This window comes from Castellaniella sp., assembly GCF_004321985.1.
Lineage (GTDB): Bacteria > Pseudomonadota > Gammaproteobacteria > Burkholderiales > Burkholderiaceae_B > Castellaniella.
On the sequence record NZ_SCQN01000046.1, the window covers coordinates 122726 to 140109 of the forward strand.

Genomic DNA, 17384 nt, shown 5'->3' on the forward strand with positions numbered 1-17384 from the left:
GCGGGATTGAACAGTAAGGAGCCCCCTGTGGCGATAGTCAGCCTGGAACGTGTGACGAAGAGCTATGGCAACTCGGTTGCCGTGCATCAGTTCGACCTGGAAACGAAGGATGGTGAGTTTGTCGTGCTGGTGGGCCCGTCGGGTTGCGGCAAGTCCACGACTTTGCGCATGCTGGCCGGCCTGGAGGACGTGTCGGGTGGCCGGATCCTGATCGGCGGACAGGAAGTCCAGAATGTGGCCTCCAAGGACCGCGACATTGCCATGGTGTTCCAGAGCTATGCGCTCTATCCGCACATGGATGTGTTCGGCAACATGGCCTTCGGCCTGAAGATGCGCAACACGCCCAAACCAGAGATCGACCGGCGCGTGCACGAAGCAGCGAGCATCCTCGGGATCGAGGCGCTGCTGGAGCGCAAGCCGCGTGAACTCTCTGGGGGGCAGCGCCAGCGTGTTGCGCTGGGGAGGGCCATCGTGCGCGAGCCTCAGGTGTTCCTGATGGACGAGCCGCTCTCCAACCTGGACGCCAAGCTGCGTGCCGGCATGCGGGCAGAGATCCTCAAGCTGCACCAGCGCCTGGGTGTGACGGCCTTCTATGTCACGCATGACCAGGTCGAAGCCATGACCATGGGCCAGCGGATCGTCGTGATGCGCGATGGCTGGATCCAGCAGACCAGCACCCCGCTGGGGTTGTATGACCGTCCGGCCAACCGCTTCGTGGCCGGCTTCATCGGCAATCCGGCCATGAATTTCCTCAGGATGCGCGTGGATGCGGCCGGTGAAAAGCTGCACGCAGCCTTTGGCGATCTGGACATTCCGGACCGTTTTCAGGCGTCGCTTCAGACGCGCCGGGATCGCGACGTCTGGGCCGGCATTCGGCCCGAGCACTTGTTCGTTGCGCCGCCGGACGCCAGCACGGGTGTAGTGACCGGGACGGTGGAGCTGATCGAGCCGCTGGGCTCCGTGATCGAGGTCCAGGTCAATGTGGACGGCACCGTCGTCATTGCTCAGATCGACCGTGACAGCCCGGTGCGTGTCGGCGAAGTACTGAAGCTGCGGGTGGATACGGTCCGCCTGCATTTATTTGACATTGAAAGTGAAGTCAGTCTGCTGGATCCCCAATGAAGAGACGTTTGCTTCCCTGGCGCAGCTATCGTGAGGCGCGCAACATTGCCGAGCTTGCCGGGATTGCACGTCGGCGGGTACCGAATTTCGTGTTTGAGTACATCGATGGCGGGTCAGATGACGAAGCCAGCCTGGCCAACAACCGGGCGGTCTTCGACCGCTACCGTTTCACGCCGCGCACGTTGACGGACGTCAGCGTCCGGGACATCAGTACACAGCTCTTTGGCCGCAGAATCGGCATGCCCGTGGTCATCGGGCCCACGGGCTTCAATGGCATGGTGACCAAGGACGGCGACCTGAAGCTCGCCCGGGCCGCCGCTGCGCATGGCATCCCTTTTGCGCTGAGCACGGTGTCCACCGTGTCCATGGAAGACATCGCGCGCGTGCCGGGCGGCTGGCCATGGATGCAGGTTTACTTTTTCCGGGACCGGAAGTTTGTCCGGGAACTGGTCGCGCGCTGTGCCGCGGCAGGCTACGACACCATCGCGGTGACCACCGATAGCGCCATTTATGGCAATCGCGAGTGGGATTCGCGCAATTACTCGGCACCGCTCGTGCTGAACTGGCGCAACAAGCTGAACGTGGTCTGCCGGCCGCGCTGGATGCTGGACGTGCTGGTTCCCGATGGTCTGCCGACCTTCAAGAATCTGGGCGACCTGTTGCCTCCGGGCGGCATTTCGCCGCAGGGTGCTGCCGCCGAGATCGGCAAGCAGCACATGCCGTCGCTGAACTGGCAGGACATCCAGTGGCTGCGCGACGAATGGAAGGGCAAGCTCATCTTGAAGGGCATCCTGTCCGTCGAAGAGGCTCGGCAAGCCCGGGAGCTTGGGGTGGATGGCGTCGTGCTCTCCAATCACGGGGGGCGGCAGCTGGACCATGCGGTGTCTCCCATGGAGATCCTGCCCGAAGTGCGCCAGGCTGTGGGCGCCAACATGACGGTGATGCTGGACAGCGGCTTCCGGCGTGGCACCGACATCCTGAAAGCCATCATTCTGGGAGCCGACGCCGTGCTGCTGGGGCGTGCCACCCTCTTCGGACTCGGCGCTGGCGGGGAACCAGGGGTCAACCATGTGCTTGACCTGCTGCAGACGGATCTTCATCGGACGTTGGGCTTACTGGGTTGCAGCAGCCTGAAGGAACTCGACGGCAGCTTGCTCCGAAGGGTCTGAGACGTCCCTTCGGCGCGGGGGGCGAGCGCAGGGCGGTAGTGGCTGTTTCCACCACACTTCTCTGACGAAAGACTGGCTGGTCTCTGAATTAGGGTAAACCCCTATCTTTAACCTAGGGTAAACCCTATAATTCAGATATCGAATTTACGATGCTTCTGAAACAGGAGTCAGCCATGATCTACACCCACGCTCAAAACTCGATGCTGCTGTCCGATGCGCTGGAGCGCGCCTACAGCCATACCATCCTGAATGCTTCGCACCCGCTGTCGGTGGGGTATGGCATCAAGGTCGTGGGTCGCGGCCTGCGCCGCGCGGCATTGGCGACCGGGCATTTCATGGCCGACGTCATCAACGCACAGGCTGAAGCGCGCTCGCGTGATCAGCGTTACAGCCGTACGCCCTGGTAATTTCCGATCGATGACATGACCCGGCCCATGCCTCGCAGCGAGGCATGGGCCGGGTTTTTCATTTCTTGAGTAGTGCCTTCAGCAGTCCCAGCGTCCGGTCGGGCTCCATGTCGCCCGCTGGCGGCGCTGCCTCAGCCTGCAGCCCCATCTCGTCAATGAAGCGCGACGGCTCGCAGGCGACGTCGTCGCGTCCGCGCCGCCGTTTGCGGCACCAGCTGACCTGCAAGGTCCGCTGAGCGCGGGTGATGCCGACGTACATGAGGCGCCGTTCCTCCTCGATGCGGCGCACTTGGGCCGCGGCTCCCGCCTCGCTGTCGTCGCCTTCGTCCGTCCCGCCCCGGTGTGGCAGCAGCCCCTCTTCCACACCGATCAGGTAGACATAAGGGAATTCCAGCCCCTTGGAGGCGTGCAGCGTCGAAAGCTTGACGGCGTCCGGCTCGTCGTCCTCTGATCGGTCCAGCATGGTGACCAGCGCGACGTGCTGCACGAGTTCGAGCAGGGTCATGTCGTCTTCGGCGGCCTTCCGCTTGAGCCAGTCCGTGAGGTCCAGTACGTTGGTCCAGCGGGACTGCGCCTGACGGTCATCGAACAGGTCGTACAGGTGCCGCTCGTAGTTGACCGCAGTGAGCAGGTCGTCCAGAATGCGGCCAGCGCCGTCGCCGGGCTCTCCGGCTATGCCGGCAGGTGTTTCGCGGTTCGTGGCCCGGGCTTGGAAATTCTGAATGAGTTTGACGAAGTCCTGCACCGCCTGGCGTTGGCGCGCGGCCGGCAGGATGGCCTCCGTGACTTCTACAGCCACCGTGAATAGAGACACGCCCCGATGCGCCGCTTCGGTGCCCAGGGCTTGAAGGGTGCCCTGACCGATCCCGCGTCGCGGCGTGGTGGCAGCGCGGATGAACGCGGGATCCTCGTCCTCGTTGGCGATCAGCCGCAGCCAGGACAGCATGTCGCGGACTTCGGCCTTGTCGAAAAAGCTTTGGCCACCTGATACGGTGTAGGGGATCCGCAGGTTTCGCAGCGCCTGTTCCATGACGCGCGATTGATGGTTGCCGCGATAGAGCACGGCGAAATCCTTCCACTGTGCCTGGCGCTCGAAGCGCGAGGCCGACAGCCGCATGGCGATAGACTCTGCCTCGGCCAGATCCGAGTCCATTGGGGTGACCCGGATGGGGTCTCCCAGCCCCAGATCGGACCAGAGCGTCTTCTCGAAGGCCTTGGGGTTATGGGAGATGACCTCGTTGGCGGCCTGCAGAATGCGCTGGACCGAGCGGTAGTTCTGCTCCAGCTTGATCAGGCGCAGTTGCGGGTAGTCGCGGCCCAGCTGCGCCAGGTTCTCGGATGTGGCTCCGCGCCAGGCATAGATTGCCTGGTCGTCGTCGCCCACGGCGGTGAACATGGCCCGGTCGCCGCACAGCAGGCGCACTATCTGGTATTGGCAGACGTTGGTGTCCTGATACTCGTCCACTAGCAGGTACTGGACACGGGACTGCCAGCGCGCGCGCAGCGGTGCGTCGGCGGCCAACATCTGGGCCGGCAGCCGGATCAGATCGTCGAAGTCCACGGATTGGTAGGCCATCAGGGTGGCTTGGTAGCTGCGGTAGGTGCGGGCCGCTTCAGCCTCGTTGGCATCGCGTGCTGCGTGGGCGGCTCCGTCCGGGTCCAGAAGGGCGTTCTTCCAGAGAGAGATGGTCTGCTGGACGGCCCGCAGGCGCGCGCGGTCCGTGGTGGCCAGGAGTTCCTGCACCAGCGCCTGCGCGTCGTGGGCATCCAGGATCGAGAAGCCTCGCTTCAGACCGGCTGATGCGTATTCCTCTCGAAGGAATCGCAGGCCCAGTGAATGGAAGGTGCCTACCGTCAGTCCGCGCAGCCATTGCGGATTGACCAGCGCCCGCACGCGTTCGTTCATTTCGCGCGCTGCCTTGTTGGTGAACGTGAGCGCCACCACCTGCCGGGCCGGGTAGCTGCACTCACGCAGCAGATACGCGATCTTCTGCGTGATCACGCGGGTCTTGCCGCTGCCTGCGCCAGCCAGCACCAGACAGGGGCCGTCCAGATACAGCACGGCCTCGCGCTGGCGCGGATTGAGGTTCGGGTCCACGGTGGCGCCGGCCGGCAACACGGAGTGTAGTGGTGTCGTGCGGCGTGCGCCATGGTGGGCGCCCGTGTCTTGCCCGGAGGGTGTGGGGTAGGGTGGAATCTGCACCACTTCAGATCTCCTGGGGGTCGATTTCGACCCCCCAGCGCAGCGCGCGGCCCTCAGCCAGCGTGTCGATCTGTGGCAGCAGTGCGTGCAGCAGGCCGTGCAGTGCCGGGCGGCTGTCGGATTCCATCAACAGCTGCGCCCGTTCGATACGCGCCACGCGGACGATGCGCAGAGGTACCGCGTCGTACAGGCGCACGGTGTTGCTGTCGGGGAGTTCGAGCGCGCGGGCGCGGACGGCCTGCAAGAAATCGAGCGCTGTCCGGACCTGGGCCGCTTGTGCCGTGAGCAGAGCTTGCGCGGAGAACGGCGGCAGGCCCAGCTCCTGGCGTTCGGCGAGGGTCTGCTGGGCGAAATGCGCGTAGTCATGGGTCAGCAGTGCCCGGTAGACGGTCTGGTCCGGATAGTCCGTCTGCACCAGAACCTGCGCACCGCCCGCGCGGCGCCCAGCGCGGCCAGCCACTTGCATCAGTTGTGCGAATAGCCGCTCGGGGGCGCGGAAATCCTGGGCAAACAGCATGGCGTCCGCATTCAGTACCCCGACCAGGCCAAGGCGTGCAAAATCGTGTCCCTTGGATACCATCTGCGTGCCGACCAGGATATCGGCCTGGCCCGTGTGGACTTGGTTGAACAGGATCTGTGCGCTGCCCTTTCGGCGCGTGGCGTCGGCATCGATGCGCAGCACTCGTGCATCGGGATAGCGTTCGGCCAGGAACTCCTCGATGCGCTGCGTCCCTCGCCCCATGGGCTGTATGTCCGGGTCACCGCACGCCGGACAGGCGCGCGGGACGGGTTGAGCGTCGCCGCAATGGTGGCACTGTAGCGTGCGGCGCCCCCCGTCGTGGCGATGCAGCACGGTGTGCGCCGTGCAACGCCGACACTGGCTCACCCATCCGCAGGACGGGCAGCGCAGCACCGGCGCGTAGCCCCTCCGGTTCAGGAAAATGAGGCTTTGCTCGCCTAGCGCCAGGCGCGACTCCAGCGCCTGCAGCAGTTGGGGGCTGAAGCCCTGTTCCAGCCTGGCCCTGCGGGTGTCGACGAGATGAATCGCCGGGAGTGGCTGTGCCTGCGCGCGTTCTGGCAGAGACAGGTAACGGTAGTCGCCGCGCTGGGCGTGTCGCCAGCTTTCCAGTGAGGGTGTGGCCGATCCCAGGACGACGGGGATGCCGAGATCGTGACCTCGCCAGATGGCGAGGTCACGCGCCGAGTATCGCAGGCCTTCCTGTTGTTTGTAGGAGGCGTCGTGTTCCTCGTCCACCACGATGAGTCCCAGGCGCGGCATGGGGGTGAACAGCGCGAGCCGTGTTCCCAGCAGGATGTCTGCTTGACCACGCGCGACGCGCAGCCAGGCGCGCAGCCGTTCGCCTTCGGACAGGCGGCTGTGAATGACGGCCAGTGGGTCGGAGGCTGGCACCCGAGCGGTGGAGGAGGCTTCGTCAGGCAGGTGATCTTCGGAGTGGGTGTTTGTGTGCGGTGCACCATGCTGCAGCCGATCGCGGACCACACGTTCGAGCTGGGGCGTGAGGTTGATTTCCGGGACCAGCATCAGTACCTGACGACCCTGGTTCAGCACTTGCTGCGCCAGGCGCAGATACAGTTCCGTCTTGCCGCTGCCAGTGATGCCGTGCAGCAGCGCCACGCCCTTTCCGTCCCGGAGCAGCGACTGCAGCTCATTCAGGGCCTGTTCCTGGCTGCCGGTCAGGATCGGGACGGCCGCATTGGCCGGTGGCGGGGGCCGGTGGGGGCCGGGAGTGGGGATGTCCGCGCTCTGAGCGGCCGATGTAGCGGGTGTCTTGTGGAGTTGGGTAGCGCGTGTCCGTTGGTGCCGCTGGTCGGCGCGGTCCGCTCGAAGCACGGGTCCGCCGGCGGCGCGCGTGCCGGAATAGGCCGAGGGCTTGCGCAGGGGAGGGGGCAGCACCGGCAGGAGGACTTCGCCGAGTGGTCGGTGGTAATAGCGGGCGGCGAACTCTGCGAGGCGCAGCCAGTCGCCCGGTAGTGGCGGCAGATCGTCCAGTGCTGCCGTGATGGGCTTGACCCGGTCCGGTGCGACTTCAGGCTGGCTGCGGGTCTCCCAAACCATGCCGATCATGGCCCGGCGGCCGAACATGACCTGCACACGCACGCCGCGCGCCAGCGGCGTGTCGTGGCTGTAATCGAACAGGCCTGGCAGCGGTACGTCCAGCGCAACCGCCAGGTAGGCCGTCATGCGAAGTACTCCTCAACAGCCTGTGGATAACTTTGTGGAAAATGAGGGAACAATCGCTACTGCCTTAACTCGACTGAATCGTCAAGTCTATTGATGGATAGTGGAAAACGCAAAATTCTTCATTGAAAACAGATGGTTATAAAAACATCCAATAGTGATTCTGGATTTATTAAGGTAAACCCTGATCTGTCAAAAATTGTGCATAAGCACATAAGTCGGAGAGCACTGTCGTGCTGGCCTCAGGCGGCGTGATAGGCGCGGCTCGCGGTGTGGACCTCGTCCACCAGCGACGTGACGGCGTCGATCGTGGTGAACTGGGAAATGCCGTGGCCCAGGTTGAACACGTGCCCGCTGCCCGACCCGACCTGGCCGAAGTCAGCCAGGATGCGGCGCGCTTCCGCACGGATCGCGGCGTCCCCGCCGAACAGGGCCATTGGGTCCAGATTACCTTGCAGTGCCACATGGTCGCTCGTCACATGGCGGGCTGCCGCCAGGTTGACGGTCCAGTCCAGCCCAAGGGCATCACAGCCGAGCTGCGCCATGTCCGCCAGCCACTGTCCGCCGCCTTTTGTGAATACGATGGCGGGCACCCGGCGGCCATCATATTCCCGCAGCAGGCCGCCGAGCACCTGGCGGGTGTGGCGGAGCGAAAATTGTTGGAACAGGCCGTCGGCCAGGACGCCGCCCCAGCTGTCGAAGACCATCACTGCCTGCGCGCCCGCCTGAATCTGGGCGTTCAGATAGGCCGTCACCGCCTGTGCATTGGTGTCGAGCAGCCGGTGCAGCAGGTCGGGGCGCTGGTACATCAGCGTCTTGATCTGGCGGTAGTCGGTGCTGCCCGCGCCCTCTACCATGTAGCAGGCGAGCGTCCACGGGCTGCCAGAAAAGCCGATGAGCGGGACTGCGCCCGCAAGTTCCCGTCGGATCAGGGAGACCGCATCGAACACATAGCGCAGCCTGTTCAAGTCTGGTATTTGTAGCGCCGCAATCGCGGTTTCGTCGCGCAGCGGCCGAGCAAAGCGTGGGCCCTCGCCCTCTACGAATTGCAGGCCCAGCCCCATGGCGTCCGGGACCGTCAGGATGTCCGAGAACAGGATGGCCGCGTCCAGGCCGAATCGGCGCAGTGGCTGCAGCGTGACTTCGCAGGCCAGTTCCGGAGTCTGCGCCAGATTCATGAACGAGCCTGCCTGTTCGCGGGTGCGGCGGTATTCCGGCAGATACCGGCCAGCCTGGCGCATCATCCAGATGGGTGTGTACGGGACCGGCTCGCGCAGCAGCGCGCGCAGGAAGACGTCGTTTTTGAGTTCAGGCACGGCAAGGTTCCTAGTGGCAGGCCCCGATTTTACCCGGACCGGCTGGGGCGGGGTGGGACGGATGGCGAGGTCCGATAGGGGCCTGGATCGATGTCGTGCTTCTGCATCAGTGCCCAGAAGGCTCTTCGGTGTTTCTGCGCCATCTGTGCTGCCAGGGTGATGTTGCCGCCGTGCCGGCCCAGCGCAGCGCGGATATAGGCGCGTTCGAACCGCGCCACCACCTCGCCTTTTGCGGTGCGGAAGGATGCGCGGGAAGTGGCCCGTTGTGTGGCCAGGGCCACCGCATAGGCCTCCAGCTCGGTCCCGGAACGATCCAGAATGGATTCGCAGATTTTGGCCTCGGTGTCGAAGGCTTTGTCTGTTGGCAGCGGGATGCCGGTGTGCGTGGGCGCGGGCGTCCCGTAGTCGGGGGGTGTCTCTGCGACGTGAGCCGGCAGTGGCCGCAGGAGGTTGTGCTCGATGCGGGCGCGCAGTTCTTCCACGCAAAAGGGCGGCTGCATGAAGTCTGTCGCGCCCAGCATCAGCAGGTCGCGGATCGCCTGGGCCCGCAGGCCCACGGCATAGATCACGAGGATCGCGGGCTGGCGGATGGACTGGGCCGACAGTGCCATCCGCCACTGCCCGAGCGACGCTTCGTCCACATAGACCAAGCCGGCGTCGTAGCGCCCTCGCTGCAGGGCCGGATCCGCCAGCATGGCGGTTGGCGAGGTGCTTTCCGGCGGCAGAGCATGCAACACCAGCCGCCCGCCGATCCGGGAGCCGGCCACTGCCCCCACCCAGTCCTGCTGATCCACTGCCAGCAGGGCGCAATCCAGTCGTTCTCGCATGCCTGACTCCCAGGTCGTTTCAGGAGCGTCCAGATTAGGCAAAGCAAGGGAGCGTCGGTAGTCGCAAAACTACGGCAGGGTTTTCCCTGGTTTTCCGAGGGACCACCCGCCTTTGGTTGGGGCTTGGCCTGTCTTCCGCAACATGTAATTCCGCACTGGGAAGCTGCTTCAGGCTGACGAAAAGGGCCGACTGTCGTCGGCCCTGTTATTGCGTCGATCCCGTATTCGGGCAAGCCGTTATTTGGCGGCGTCCACCATGTACTGGATGGCGGCCTTCATTTCAGCGTCCGTGGCTTGCGAGCCGCCGCGCGGCGGCATGGCACCCACGCCCGATATGGCGTTCTTCAGCATGGTGTCCAGGCCAGTCTTGATGAATGGTGCCCAGCTAGCCTTGTCGCCGAACTTCGGGGCACCGGCTGCACCGACGGCGTGGCAAGCGAAGCAGACCGAGTGGTAGAGCTTGTCGCCGACCGCGTTCGTGCTGGCACTCGCAGTTTTTGTTTCAGCCGGTTTGGCTGCAGCGGGTGTAGCCGTTTCGGCAGGCTTGGCCTGTGCGACAGGCGCGGGAGCAGGTGCAGGAGCTGCTGCGGGTGCTGCCGCCTGTGTCGCTGCCGGCTTGGCTGTCGCGGCGCCCGATGCCGGTTCCTTTGGTTCCGGGAAGTTGGCGCCCGAGTGGTTGGCCATGTAGACCACGGCACGCGCGACTTCAAAGTCGTCGAGCGTGGAGTTGCCACCCTTCGGGGGCATTGGGCCGATGCCGTGGATGGCATTCTTCACCAGATCGTCGTAGCCCAGTTTGATGAAAGGTGCCCACGAGGATTTATCGCCGAATTTCGGTGCGCCCGAGACGCCAGCCGTGTGGCAGGCGGTACAGGTAGATTCGAAGACCTGTTGACCGGTCTTGAAGATCTTGGGGGCATTGGCATCGACCAGCTTGAATCCAGCGACCGGTTGAATGCGTTTGGCGATGGCGTCGGGGGTCTGGCCTTCGGACCCGGCGCCGGTGCGAATGGTGGAGCCGACCAGGTTGACCAGCAGAATGATGACGGTGATGGGAATCAGGAACGCCAGGATGACGGTAATGAGCAGTTGACGCGGGGTCTTGATGGAACTTTCGTTTGCACTTTCGTGATCGGGGAGACTCATGACGGGTTCCTGAAGTAATGGGGCCGCGACCGGATGCTGGTCGCGCAGTCGGTCGTAACAGGCCTTAGCCTGCGATTATAGCGACAGGCCCGGCTACCTGCAGCCATGCCCGGCGTGGGGCCAATAAACACGCTACAATAGCGGCCCCATGCACCGTAACGGTGCATGGCCCGTCAGACCCCCGCCGCGCGCCCGTATTTCAATGGATAGAATGGGAGCCTCCGAAGCTTTCGATGCAGGTTCGATTCCTGCCGGGCGCGCCAGTTTCGGGTTTGGTCACCTTGCTTCACTCCTCCCATTGCGGGTTCCAGACGACATCCCAAAGATGTCCGTCCGGGTGCCCAATGGTCATTTCCGTCTGGCAGGGGAGTCAGCGTAACCGGTCATCGGGCGGCGGGATGCCGGGCACGCCTTCGCGGATGACCCGGGAGTAGTCGGCTGCGTCGGGGGCCGCCAGCGCACGGCTGGTGTAATTGCCCGCCCGGCGGCGGCTGGCGACATCACCCTCGCCAGCGAGGCCACCGAGACAGTCCAGATATTCCGGCAGATACCCTGACAGCAGCAGCCGGTAGTCCATGGGCAGCCCTGGGATGATCTGGTTGGCCAAGCGCCAGATGAGGGTTGTGCAATTGGCCGTGAGGGTGTTGTAGAAGCGGGGCCGCTGCCGCAGGCGCGAGGCTGTCCGCACATAGGACACGAAAAGCGCGCGGGCGCCATCCAGCGGTATGTCAATCCTGTACAGATAGCCTTTCTCTCCGCGTACGTTGGTGCGTACGCGCAGTGAGTCTTCCTCGGTGGATGCGAGGACCGATAGTTCGTACTTCCGGAAGAATCCTCCGATTTCGGAGAAGACATCACCCCGCTTGCGCCGGATCTCGACCGAGAATATGACGAAACTGCCGGCACCGAATCCGAACGACACCATGGCGTGCGCGACGGCCGGGTTTCCCCAAGTGGACAATACCAGATCCACGGATTCGAGCCGGTCCAGATCATAGCGGCAGGTTCTCCAGCGGACGTCGTAATCGTCTTGCGTGCGCCAGCGGAAGTCCCGTACGTTGTACAGCGTCACGATGTTGCCGGCGACGTCTCCGTGAGTCAGCCTGGCCACCTCGGGCATCCAGTCGCGGTCGTTGGACGGACGCACGCCCAGCCACCACCATGCGAGCAGCATCAGAGAGGCCGCGCCGAATGGGTCCGTCCATCTGGTTTCGCCCGAGATGAGGCCTGCTGCGCCCAGCAGGGTCAGCCCGAGCCAGGCCGCAATGATGACCGTGTTCACCCGCCTGTTGAAAGGGAGCCTGAACCATAGGGCACAGGCGCCCCATCCAGCCCACAGCATGATTGCGGCCACTGCGATGGCCGTAGTCATCGCTGCGTCCTGCGTGTTTCCGGTGCGAAGGGACGCAGCCCGCCGACTTGTGTTCTGACCTGTTGGAACTTCACGTCTAGGGCTGTTTCGGTTCGGTCGTTGGTGAGTGCTTCGACCGATTTTCGATGGCTTGCGCCAGGCCTGCCAACCAGCACGCCGGGCAGCCGCCCATGAAGTAGACCGCTACGGCAAGAAGCCCAATTGCGGGCCAGAAATGCGGAGTCAGCAGAATGGCTCCGGTAATGGATGCTGCAGCGAGCACACCGCGCACCAGTTGTCGTGTTACAGAAGTATCACAGTACATGGTTGTCACTCCGAATCAAGCATGTATTCACGCACCAGCTCGCGCGCGCGATGCAGGCGGCTTTTGACGGCACCCGCCTGTTCTCCCAGACGGGTGGCAATCTCGGCGATTGTCAGTTCCTCGAAGTCGCGCAACAGGATGACCTCCAGGTAGTGAGCGGGCAGTGACTCCAGCGCGGCTGCCAGGTCGATCCGCAAGTCGTCCTGCGGCTTGTACAAGAGGCGTTCTTCGGCCAGTTCCTCTGGCAGCGGCTGATACTTGAACATACGGCGCGAGAGCTTGCGGCACTCGCGCTTCACGACGGTGAAAAGCCATGAGGAAAAGGCCGCTGCTGCCTTCAGCCCCCGCACTTTGCGGCAGATGACGAGCAGGGATTCTTGTACGGCGTCATCCACGTCGCTGGCCTCACATTGTTTTCGGGCATAGCGCCGCACATCTGCCTGGCATACGGTGAGCAGACGGGAAATGGCCACCCGATCGCCGGTTTGTGCCGCCAAGACCAGGTCATTTCGATTATCCATATGGAGACCCATGAGTTATGTACGGGGCCCAGTCCTGTCCGTGGGCCCCCAGTCAAGAGAGTCGTCCATCCGGCAAAAGGATTCGCCTGCCTGACGATATCAGCATACGCGCACGTAGTGCGTACCGGCATGGCCCAGCCGACTTCGTGGATCAGTGGGTGCGGGGTCCGACACGAGCCCTCATCATCAGGGTGACCAGGCCTACCAAGCAGAAGCCGGCGGCTACATAAAAGGTGACGGGCGCCCCGAAGCTGTCCCAGAGCAGGCCGGCGATGACGCTGGCCAACAGCATCGCGATGCCGCTGACGAGGTTGAAGAAGCCATACGCGGTGCCGCGCAGATCGGCGGGAGCGGTATCGGCGACCATGGTGGCAAGCAGCCCCTGGGTGGCGCCTAGATGGATACCCCAGAGGATGATTCCCAGTAGAACGACTGACCAGTGGTTGCTCACGGCCAGCAGCAGGTCGGCGACGATCATGATGCCGAGGCCGATTGCGAGCAGCGCTCGGTGGCTGATGCGGTCGGAGAGTTTCCCGAGGGGATACGCGGTGAGGGAAAAGGCCAGGTTCATCGCGACCACGGCAAGCGGAACCAGTGCAATGGCCACGCCGACTTGCTGTACCCGCAGGACCAGGAACGCCTCGCTGAACCGCGCCAGCGTGAAGATGGCGCCGATTGCGACGACCCACCAGTAGGCGGCATCCAGGCGGCGCAGGTTCTCACGCCGGATGGGGTTGGTGCGCCTTTCCTTGTGGGGGGCAGCGGGTTCGCGCAGACCGAAAGCCAGTAGCGCGACGCTGGCCACGCCCGGGATGACCGCGATCCAGAAGACCGTTCGGAAGTGGTCGGCCCACAGGACCATGAAAACGACTGCGAGAAGCGGGCCCAGTGTTGCCCCGACTGCGTCTAGCGCCTGGCGCAGGCCGAAGGCAGCGCCCCGGATTTCCGGCGCGGTGAAATCTGCGACCAGCGCATCTCTGGGTGCGCCCCGGATGCCTTTACCCACGCGGTCCAGCAGGCGGGCGGTCAACACGACTCCCAGCGTCGGGGCCAGCGCAAACAGCGGTTTGGTGAAGGCCGCCAGGGCATAGCCAAAGACCGCCAGTCCCTTGCGTTTGCCGAAGTAGTCGCTCAAGGTCCCGGAAAACACCTTCGTAATGAGTGCCGTGGATTCCGCCAGGCCTTCGATCCAGCCGACTTCCAGCGCAGTTGCTCCCAGGGTCGTCACCATGAACATGGGGAGCAGGCTGTGGATGAGCTCGGACGAGGTGTCCATCAAAAGGCTCACGGAGCCCAGGATCCAGACCCCTTGTGGAATGTGTCGCGTCGAGCGAATTTTCTGGTTCTGCATGGATATTGGCGCCTATTGCCGTTCTTTTCTGTGGGTGAGACGTCTCGCCAGGACGAACAGGCGCCAGCAGAGCGCTGATCCGCGCGACTTTGGGTTGCGAAGAGGGAAAGTGTGCGACCAGGTTCCCGCGGCGAGTGCCCCGTAGCCATAGGTCTGGATCAGGCTGGCGACGTCCATCAGTGGTCTGTGCGTCCTTCGGGTGATTGCTGCGGTAATGAGCTTCTTTCGATTGTCCCAGAAACTGGCGGCGTGAGGTATGCGAATGCGGGCGGGTGGTGGGCAGCCCCGCCGGTGCCAGATCGGGTCGTTGTGAGAAGAGTGGCGAGCGTCAGTTTCTTTGCGTGTCGCGCGGTTCGAAGGTCTTTTTGCGCTCGAAGTGGCCGAAACGCAGTGCCAGCGCCGGCAGGATGATCAGATTGAGTGCCGTTGACGTGATCAGGCCGCCGAGGATGACGATGGCCATTGGGCCCTCGATTTCGTTTCCCGGCGCTCCACTTGTCACGGCGAGCGGTGTCAGCGCGAGCGCAGTCACCAATGCGGTCATGAGGATCGGCACCAGCCGTTCGGAAGCGCCACGCACTGCCGTGCTCATGTTCCAGGTCAGGTGGTCGACGTGCACGAGATGCTCGTAGTGGCTGATCAGCATGATTGAATTTCGCAGCGATATCCCCAGTAATGTCACGAAGCCGACCATGCTGCCGAGTGACAGGTTCCCTCCCGTCGCAATCACGCTAAGGACTCCACCGACCAGTGCAAAGGGCAAGTTTGCGAGAATCAGCAGCACGGCACGCCGGTTCTTCATGGCAAGGAACAATAGCAGCGTGATGCCCACCAGCGCGATCCCGCTGTACGCGAGCAGGTTACGCTGCGATTGTGCCCGGGCTTCGCTTTCCCCATTGAAAACGGCGTATGTGCCTGGCGGCATCTTGATCTCGCGGTTCACGCGCGCCTGCGCCTCCTTGACGAAGTCGCTGGCTGGTCGACTGCCCAGGTTGACGGATACCGTTTGCACACGCTGGCCGCCGTCATGTGTGATCTGGTAGTGGCCAGCAACCTGGTGGATGGTGGCGAGTGTGCTTAGTGGAACGGTCACCCCGCTCGAGTTGCGGACCATGAGTTTGCCCACGCCGCTGATGGATCGGCGCTGAGCCGGGTCGAGCAGGACGACGACGTCGCGAGTGCCGTTACCCTCATAGATTTGCGAGACTGTGACACCGGCGTATGCGGCGTGAATCGCATCGAGTACCTGGGCGGGGCGAAAGCCCCAGCGGCTCAGTGCGCCAGGGTCGAGTCGCACGTTCAGTTCCGGGGTTCCGGGCGGCGAATTGACCCGCACGCTGGCGACGCCGCGCATCGTACCGATCAGTCGGGCAATCTGCTGGGCCGTGCGATCGATGACGTCGAGGTCATTGCCGAAGACATTCACGACCACGGGGGCCGTCGTACCTGAAATGGTTTCATCGATGCGCTCCTCGAGAAAAGTGTTGACTGAGGTCGAGAGGCCCGGAAAGCGGGCCAGCGCCTGGCGAATCCGGTATAGCGCCCAGCTTTGGCCCGATGCGCCCATTGGCTTGAGGTTCACTTCAAACTCGGAAAGTTGCACGCCGGTCGGGTCGACCACGTCGTTGGCGCGGCCGGCACGCTGGGCCACCAGACGCACACCCGGTATCTGCAGTAGCGCCTGGGATACCTGCGTGCCGATGCGCATGGACTCTGCGAGGGAGGTCCCAGGCGCGACGCCCATGTGGACGATGTAGTGACCCTCGCGCAGCGTGGGTATGAAATTGCCACTCAGGAAGGGTAGTGCTGCCAGCGTGGCGGCGCACAGCAGCGCGACAGTGACCATGACGACCTTCACATGGCGCTCGACGTTTGTCAGTAGGGTGACATAGCGTGTCTTTAGGTGCCCGATCGCGCGTGGGTCGTGCTCGGGCAGTGGACCTCGCGCCAATAGCGCCAGGGCCATCGCTGGCGTGAGCGTCAACGCGACGCCAAGGGACGCCAGTACGGCGAGGATGTAGGCGATGCCCAGTGGCGCAAAGAGCCGTCCACCGACACCCGCGAGGCTGAGCACAGGCAGGAAAATCAGCATCACGATGAAGGTCGCGAACACGACGGCGCTACGCACTTCGAGCGAAGCTCGCAGCACGACTCGGAGTGCTGGAAGCGGTTGGGCCAGTGCGCGGTTTTCACGCAGGCGTCGGTAAATGTTCTCGACATCGATGATCGCGTCGTCGACGACTTCGCCCAGTGCGATGGCGAGCCCCCCCAGAGTCATCGTGTTCAGGCTGACGCCGGACAACGTCAGTACAGTGGTTGCAATCAGAAGGGACAGTGGAATCGCAACGGCCGAGATCACTGCGGTGCGGGCGTTGAGCAGAAACAGGAACAGTACGGCGATGACCAGCAAGGCGCCTGCGATCAGCGATGTGCGCAAGTGGCCGACGGAGGCTTCGATGAAATTGGCGGGCCGGAAGACATTGGCGTTCACGTCGATGCCCTGGCGAGTGAGCACAGGTTCCAGTCCCGCGAGTGTTTTCTCGATGCGATTTGTCACCGCCATCGTGTTGGTGCCGTATTGGCTCTCAATCACGACCATGACACCTGGTTTGCCCATGATTGATGCGGCGCCGACGGGCGGGGCACTGCCCCAGGTCACGTTGGCGACATCACCGAGATGAACTGCGGCACCATTGCTCAGGCGCAACACGACGTTGGCGAGCTTTTGCGGGTTCGTGATCTGGCCGTCGGCATTGATGGCGATGCGCTGATTCTGATTCTCGATGAATCCTGCGCCCCGCACGCCTGTGGCCTGGCGGGCTGCGGTGATGACATCCTGGATGGACACGCCGTGGCGGATCAACTTTGCCGGGTCGACCTGAATCTGCATCTGGCGTATTTCTCCGCCGAACACGATCACGTCGGCCACGCCCGAAACATCCAGCAGCTGGGGCCTGACGATCCTTTGTGCAGTGTCGTAGAGATCCGAGAGCGTACGTGTTTTCGAGGTGAGGCCGATGCTGCGCACCACGCTTGTGGTCGTCGTGAGCGGTAGGAGCCGGGGTGGCGAGACACCCGTCGGCAGGGTGGCTGCGGCCCCGCTGATGCGCTCGGTCACGAGCTGGCGGACTTGCATCACGTTTGCGCGGTCATTGAAGACCAGTGTGATTGCTGAGAGGCCCTGCATGGATCGAGACCGGATCGATTGCAGCCCGGTCATTCCGCCCAGAGCGTTTTCGAGTGGTTGCGTCACCAGCGTCTCCACCTGTTCGCTGGTCATGCCCGGTGCGGTCGTCTGCACGATGCTCATCGGCGGCGCAAATTCGGGGAAGACGTCTAGTTTTGCCTGCGTGAGCGAAAAGATCCCATAGCCGATCGCCATGATGGCCAGTGAGAAGATGACGCCGCGAAAGCGTAGTGAGAACCGGATGATCGCTTTAAGCATG

General features: G+C 63.5%; 12 protein-coding genes and 1 tRNA gene. 4 read left to right on the forward strand and 9 right to left on the reverse strand.

Annotated features, from left to right (window positions below):
• Window positions 1-27 precede the first annotated feature (27 nt).
• The 3 genes from EPN31_RS11570 (at window position 28) to EPN31_RS11580 (ending at window position 2698) form a co-directional block, all read left to right on the forward strand.
• On the forward strand, window positions 28-1122 hold the full coding sequence (locus EPN31_RS11570; RefSeq protein WP_291773287.1) for an ABC transporter ATP-binding protein: 1095 nt from the start codon (window positions 28-30) through the stop codon (window positions 1120-1122).
• Entirely contained in the window at window positions 1119-2291 is a 1173-nt protein-coding gene (locus EPN31_RS11575; protein WP_291773289.1) for an alpha-hydroxy acid oxidase, read from the forward strand. The genes EPN31_RS11570 and EPN31_RS11575 overlap by 4 nt, the downstream gene beginning before the upstream one ends.
• A gap of 173 nt (window positions 2292-2464) precedes the next feature.
• On the forward strand, window positions 2465-2698 hold the full coding sequence (locus tag EPN31_RS11580) for a hypothetical protein (RefSeq protein ID WP_291773291.1): 234 nt from the start codon (window positions 2465-2467) through the stop codon (window positions 2696-2698).
• A 58-nt stretch (window positions 2699-2756) separates the two neighbouring features.
• Here the strand turns inward: EPN31_RS11580 and EPN31_RS11585 are convergent, their stop codons facing one another.
• The 5 genes from EPN31_RS11585 to EPN31_RS11605 all read right to left on the reverse strand — a co-directional run bounded on the left by EPN31_RS11585 (window position 2757) and on the right by EPN31_RS11605 (window position 10390).
• Window positions 2757-4817, reverse strand: coding sequence for a UvrD-helicase domain-containing protein (locus tag EPN31_RS11585; protein WP_291773858.1), 2061 nt, complete (start codon window positions 4815-4817; stop codon window positions 2757-2759).
• A gap of 88 nt (window positions 4818-4905) precedes the next feature.
• Window positions 4906-7104, reverse strand: a complete 2199-nt coding sequence (locus tag EPN31_RS11590) for a primosomal protein N' (RefSeq protein ID WP_291773293.1) — start codon at window positions 7102-7104, stop codon at window positions 4906-4908.
• Between the two features lie 239 nt (window positions 7105-7343).
• A complete protein-coding gene (gene hemE, locus EPN31_RS11595; RefSeq protein ID WP_291773295.1) occupies window positions 7344-8417 on the reverse strand; it encodes a uroporphyrinogen decarboxylase in 1074 nt (357 codons plus the stop codon).
• A gap of 29 nt (window positions 8418-8446) precedes the next feature.
• The gene (locus EPN31_RS11600) at window positions 8447-9244 is read right to left on the reverse strand and encodes a helix-turn-helix domain-containing protein (protein WP_291773297.1); all 798 of its coding nucleotides are present in this window, start codon (window positions 9242-9244) and stop codon (window positions 8447-8449) included.
• A 237-nt stretch (window positions 9245-9481) separates the two neighbouring features.
• Window positions 9482-10390, reverse strand: a complete 909-nt coding sequence (locus EPN31_RS11605; RefSeq protein ID WP_291773299.1) for a c-type cytochrome — start codon at window positions 10388-10390, stop codon at window positions 9482-9484.
• A 188-nt stretch (window positions 10391-10578) separates the two neighbouring features.
• Here EPN31_RS11605 and EPN31_RS11610 point away from each other — a divergent pair.
• Window positions 10579-10653: transfer RNA gene (locus tag EPN31_RS11610), tRNA-Arg, on the forward strand.
• Between the two features lie 107 nt (window positions 10654-10760).
• On the opposite strand, the gene EPN31_RS11615 is transcribed toward EPN31_RS11610, so the two are convergent.
• The 4 genes from EPN31_RS11615 to EPN31_RS11630 all read right to left on the reverse strand — a co-directional run bounded on the left by EPN31_RS11615 (window position 10761) and on the right by EPN31_RS11630 (window position 17383).
• Window positions 10761-11762, reverse strand: a complete 1002-nt coding sequence (locus tag EPN31_RS11615) for a DUF4105 domain-containing protein (protein WP_291773301.1) — start codon at window positions 11760-11762, stop codon at window positions 10761-10763.
• A 309-nt stretch (window positions 11763-12071) separates the two neighbouring features.
• The gene (locus EPN31_RS11620; RefSeq protein ID WP_291773303.1) at window positions 12072-12587 is read right to left on the reverse strand and encodes a sigma-70 family RNA polymerase sigma factor; all 516 of its coding nucleotides are present in this window, start codon (window positions 12585-12587) and stop codon (window positions 12072-12074) included.
• A 151-nt stretch (window positions 12588-12738) separates the two neighbouring features.
• Entirely contained in the window at window positions 12739-13938 is a 1200-nt protein-coding gene (locus tag EPN31_RS11625) for an MFS transporter (RefSeq protein ID WP_291773305.1), read from the reverse strand.
• A gap of 328 nt (window positions 13939-14266) precedes the next feature.
• Window positions 14267-17383 (reverse strand): efflux RND transporter permease subunit, encoded by a 3117-nt coding sequence (locus EPN31_RS11630; RefSeq protein WP_291773307.1) that lies wholly within the window; start codon window positions 17381-17383, stop codon window positions 14267-14269.
• Between the last annotated feature and the right edge of the window lies 1 nt (window position 17384).

Coding starts and splice junctions, on each gene's coding strand:
- EPN31_RS11575 (WP_291773289.1), top strand. CDS start 1,119: ATGAAGAGACGTTTGCTTCCCTGGCGCAGCTATCGTGAGGCGCGCAAC.
- EPN31_RS11580 (WP_291773291.1), top strand. CDS start 2,465: ATGATCTACACCCACGCTCAAAACTCGATGCTGCTGTCCGATGCGCTG.
- EPN31_RS11590 (WP_291773293.1), bottom strand. CDS start 7,104: ATGACGGCCTACCTGGCGGTTGCGCTGGACGTACCGCTGCCAGGCCTG.
- EPN31_RS11600 (WP_291773297.1), bottom strand. CDS start 9,244: ATGCGAGAACGACTGGATTGCGCCCTGCTGGCAGTGGATCAGCAGGAC.
- EPN31_RS11605 (WP_291773299.1), bottom strand. CDS start 10,390: ATGAGTCTCCCCGATCACGAAAGTGCAAACGAAAGTTCCATCAAGACC.
- EPN31_RS11615 (WP_291773301.1), bottom strand. CDS start 11,762: ATGACTACGGCCATCGCAGTGGCCGCAATCATGCTGTGGGCTGGATGG.
- EPN31_RS11620 (WP_291773303.1), bottom strand. CDS start 12,587: ATGGATAATCGAAATGACCTGGTCTTGGCGGCACAAACCGGCGATCGG.
- EPN31_RS11625 (WP_291773305.1), bottom strand. CDS start 13,938: ATGCAGAACCAGAAAATTCGCTCGACGCGACACATTCCACAAGGGGTC.
- EPN31_RS11630 (WP_291773307.1), bottom strand. CDS start 17,383: ATGCTTAAAGCGATCATCCGGTTCTCACTACGCTTTCGCGGCGTCATC.